Here is a 5076-nt window from a genome sequence, read left to right as displayed (position 1 = left end):
TTTTCTATACTTCAAAATACTTGAAAGTATAGTGTTTATGCGGATAATCGAAAATTAGATATAAAATTTATAGAAAATTATAATCAATTGATACATAGAACATAATGATTTTTCGGAAATATAATCAAGATGTGATTCTCAACTTAAAAATTAATTATAAAAAAATTACTAAAGTAGAAAAGAGGAGAATATGAAAAAAGAAGATACACTAGCATTGAAGGCAATTGCAATCATATTTGTGTTACTAGGTCATTTAAACTATTTAGATTCAAGTGGTGCATGGGGAGTTCATATTTTTTTGATACTTTCAGGATATGGATTAGAAACTTCTTATCAATGGAATGGGTTGAAGGATTATTGGAAAAAACGCTTTACTAGAGTTTTTATTCCCTATGAAGTAATTATTTTACTGGCATTAGTTATTGAAATAATTATTAATAAGAATGTTAATATTGCAAATGTAGTAATTTCAATGATTGGACTTGATTTTGGATACAATATAGATCCATCAATGTGGTATATTTCTTACTGTTTCCTTTTATATGCAGAGTTTTATTTGTGGAAAAAATTGTTAGAGAATAAACAGAAATTGACAATAAAATATCTACTTCCATTATTGTTTCTGATTCTTAATTTTTTCTTAGCTATTTTGGACAAGACTGGGCAGGTCATGATATGGTCATCATCGGTACAGGTTTGGATTTATACAATAGATTTTTTCGTTGGAATTGTAATGGCACATAAAAAAGAATTTAATCGAGTTACTTTATATTTAACAGTACTTATATCTCTCACGTATTTTGTAGTAAGATATGGGCAAGTACACTATAAAGTAGATTTAGTTTTGTTCTCCTTTTCAGCTGCAGTACTCACGATGATATTGGTTACAAAATTAAAAATTGGAAAGTGTACTATAATACAAAAATTAGGCTTCATTTCTTTATACATATATTTGATTGAAGGACATTTATTGCGATGGAAAGGATATTTAATGAGAAGCATTAATAGTAACATTGCAAATATGCTTACTTTCATATTATGTTTAATTGGAGGGTATATGGCTTGGCGAATTGATAATGTACTTAAAAATAGAGTAGAAGTTAAGAAGTAGTGGCTTTTTGTGAATTTATATAAATATGTCAGGATAAGACCCAAAACATCCTATAAGGTTTTATAGCAAAGAGTTGCTATAAAAAATCTAAATAAAATATAACTTGCATATCCATAATCTGCAGGTGGCAGCTATAAGATGTGTGCGTACTAAGACCTCTGGAATAACCTTTAGGCAAAGAGAAGTCATTGCAATTTAAGGATTTGAATAATCTTTTTCATATTGATTTTCAGTAATATACTTTATTTTAGATTGATTGAAGGATTTGTGATTATTCCACTTTAGTTGATCACTCATTCCGATTGAGTTGACCAAGTGTTCCGATGCTCTTGACCAACTAGCCATTTTCATAAAATTCCGATGGGGTTGACCAACCGTTCCGATGAACCTGACCACCTAAAACCTGACTGTAAATAAAGTACAGTCAGGATTGTTTTTTGTTTATCTGCTTCTCATTGACTTATCACCAAAGATTTTTATTGTTTGTGATTTTGATATTATTCTATCCATTATTGTATCAGCTAAAGCATCTCCCCCAAGCTTACTGCGCCATCCTGTAACACCGAACTGAGAGAAGAATACTGTTTTGAATGGATACGATATCTCTTTTCCAGTATTTCAAGAATATCCTGCTGTTCGGCATTATTAGTTCCTATCAACAGCCACTCGTCCAGTATTAAAAGATCACACTTTATGTATTGATTTATTCTCTGTCTGTAGTTTTCCTGAACCTTTGTAAGATCTAATTCAGCTAATAAATTAGGAAGTCTTACATACATTATCTTCAGGGTTGCATTACATACCTCTACACCTAGTGCACATGCAATATATGATTTACCACTTCCTGTAGCACCAACCATAATGAGAGTCTCATGTCTATGGATATAAAAACACCTTTCCTGTAAAATATTGTGCAGATTCGATGCTTATCTACACCTTAATTTTACTAGAAAAGGAGTATGTATAATATAATTGATCAACCTAATCGGAATGATTGGTCAAGTCTTTCGGAATTAATGATCAGGCTAAATCGGAATTATTGGTCAGCTTCGCCATAATAATCAATTTGTTCTTATCATAGTTTTCTTTTTGGAATGGATAAGTATTTCGGTTGCCAAACTTTCGTTGCTTGCTTATCCTTTTTTTCTATAGATTGATTTGACATAAAGAACATGATAAATGATTTATGAAATAAACAAAATAGACAGCAGAAAACTGCCCCTAAAAAGTTTACAGCCCAAAAGCAAAGCCAGGAGTTTATACCCCTGACTTTTTCAAAGCTTGAGTAAACCCCAAGTCTATTTAGTTACTCGAAAAGTATACCTTTCGTGCCATTTTTTTAATAAACAGAAACAATAAGATATTTATTTATATTCGCGGAAAATTATAACATTATCTGCATTTATTTTAAAGTTCTTTTGTTACTAAAAGTATACCTTTTGAACCAAATACTAATTTTCAGGATTTGTTTATATTCACCAGTGCCACATAAGAAAAAAGAAGGGGGATTAGACAATGATTAAGCTGTATTCTCATAACCAAAAAGCATATGACTTAGCAGTTAATATGCTTAAAGATACTAAAAAAGCAGCCATTGTTCATCCAACAGGAACAGGTAAATCATTTATCGCATTTAAACTATGTGAAGATCATCCTGACAAGACTATCTGTTGGTTATCTCCTTCAGAATATATCTTTTCTACTCAGTTGGAAAATTTGCATCAAGCAACTAATGGTTACAAACCTAATAATATTGTCTTCTTTACTTATGCCAAACTCATGGGTATGAGCAAGGAAGAGATACAAGCAATACATCCTGATTATATTATCCTAGATGAATATCACAGAGCAGGAGCTACATTCTGGCAAAAGGGAGTAGAACAACTCTTATTTACTTATTCAGATATTCCTGTCTTAGGCTTATCTGCAACCAATATTCGTTATCTAGATAACCAAAGAGATATGGCACAGGAATTATTTGATGGCAACATAGCCTCTCAAATGAGTTTAGGTGAAGCAATAGTACGTGGAATATTGAACCCGCCTAAATACGTATTATCAATGTATTACTATCAGAACACATTAGAAAAATACGAAATAAGAGTTAAGAAGACTAAAAGTAAAGTCGTTAAAGATCAGGCAGAAAAATACTTAGATGAATTAAAAAGAGCGTTAGAAAATGCCGATGGATTAGATGAAATATTTAAAAAACACATGACTAATCCACATGGCAAATACATAGTATTCTGTTCCAATAAGGAACATATGGATCAGATGATGAAACATACTGAGTGGTTCTCTAAAGTAGATAAAGAACCACTCATGTATTCTGTATATTCAAGTGATCCAGGAGCAGACAAAGCATTTAAGGACTTCAAAGAAGATAATGATAACAATCACTTAAGACTCCTTTATTGTATTGATGCATTAAATGAAGGAATCCATGTCGATGATATAAGTGGAGTTATTCTATTAAGACCAACAGTCTCACCAATAGTCTATAAACAGCAGATTGGTAGAGCATTATCGGCAAGTAAGAAAACAAATGCAGTCATATTCGATATCGTTTTGAACATTGAAAATCTTTATAGTATTGATTCAATCAAAGAAGAAATGGAAGTAGCAATTTCTTACTATCGTTCTCTAGGAGAAAATGAACAGGTCATCAATGAGAAGTTCAAAGTTATAGATGAAGTAAGAAATTGTAAAGAATTATTTGGGAAACTCAATGATACATTAACTGCAACCTGGGACATGTATTATGAATGTGCTCAAAAATATTTCAACGATAATGGAAACTTAGAAATACCAGCTAAATACATTACCGAAGAAGGTTATGCATTAGGTAGTTGGATAGCTAATCAGAAAGCTATTCGCAAAGGTACGATTAATGGTAAACTAACTGAAAATCAAATCAACAAATTAGATAGTATTCATATGATTTGGGAAGATTACAACGATCTTAATTGGTCTAAGCACTATCATGCAGCTAAACAGTATTATAAAGAACACAGAAATTTAGAAGTACCTTCGCGATACGTGAATGCTGATGGAGTATCTTTAGGAAGATGGATTAGTTCAGTGAGAAGTTGGTATAACTCAGGTGCACATAAAAAATACTTACAAAATGATAGAGTTAAGCAGTTAGAAGATATTGGGATGATTTGGAATGCAATGGATAATTCTTGGGAACAGAATTTTAAATTAGCTGAACAATATTATAGAGAGCATAGAAATCTAGATGTTCCATCAAATTACAAAACTAAAGATGGTACACATTTAGGAAGTTGGATTGGTAGACAAAAACAACTTCATAGAACTAATTCTTTATCCAATGATCAAATTAAGAAACTAAATTCTATAGGTATGGATTGGATGGATAGAGTTGATCGTATCTGGGAAAAGGGATTTTTGGAAGCTAAGAAATATTATGAAAAATATGGAGATTTAAATGTTCCTGTTAAATATGAAACAGATAATCTTTTTTCTTTAGGCACATGGATTCAAAGACAAAGAAACCTTTATAAGAATAATAAGATTTGTGATGATCGAATTAAAAGACTTACAGATATAGGTATGAATTGGAATCCAGATAATTGGGAATCTCGTTTTAAGTTAGTTAAACAATATTATGAAGAACATGGAAATATCAATATCTCTCAAAAGGAAGTTATCCAAGGAGTATGGTTAGGTAAGTGGATTGTTTCTCAAAAGAAAGCTATGCAAGAAGGAAAACTTACTCATGAGCAGATTGAGATGTTGAAAACACTGCCTATGGCAGAAGTTGGAAGAAAAGACAATCGCTGGTGGTCCATGTATGAGGAAGCTAGAAAGTATTATCTCAAGTTTGGTCATCTCAATGTTCCAATGGACTATCTCACATCTTACTAAACTGGTTCAAAAGTCAAGGACAGAATGTTGACAGTCCTTGCCAAATGAGCATCACCGTAAGGTGATGCTCTTTT

3 protein-coding genes are annotated in these 5076 nt (G+C 31.7%); 2 read left to right on the top strand and 1 reads right to left on the bottom strand.

The window, feature by feature from the left end:
* The first annotated feature begins 190 nt into the window (after positions 1-190).
* Complete coding sequence (locus ABUA27_RS12075) at positions 191-1111, top strand: acyltransferase family protein (protein WP_349820799.1); 921 nt, start codon at positions 191-193, stop codon at positions 1109-1111.
* Positions 1112-1632: 521 nt separating this feature from the next.
* On the opposite strand, the gene ABUA27_RS12070 is transcribed toward ABUA27_RS12075, so the two are convergent.
* A complete protein-coding gene (locus tag ABUA27_RS12070) occupies positions 1633-1995 on the bottom strand; it encodes an ATP-binding protein (RefSeq protein WP_349820800.1) in 363 nt (120 codons plus the stop codon).
* A 631-nt stretch (positions 1996-2626) separates the two neighbouring features.
* On the opposite strand from ABUA27_RS12070, the gene ABUA27_RS12065 reads away from it, so the two are divergent.
* Positions 2627-5002, top strand: a complete 2376-nt coding sequence (locus tag ABUA27_RS12065) for a Helicase associated domain protein (protein ID WP_349820798.1) — start codon at positions 2627-2629, stop codon at positions 5000-5002.
* Positions 5003-5076 lie beyond the last annotated feature (74 nt).

This window comes from Catenibacterium sp. RTP21428st1_D7_RTP21428_210409 (assembly GCF_040227455.1).
Taxonomy (GTDB): domain Bacteria; phylum Bacillota_I; class Bacilli_A; order Erysipelotrichales; family Coprobacillaceae; genus Catenibacterium; species Catenibacterium mitsuoka_A.
The sequence above is the reverse complement of the archived record's forward strand: the minus strand, read 5'-3'. Positions and strand labels throughout refer to the sequence as shown.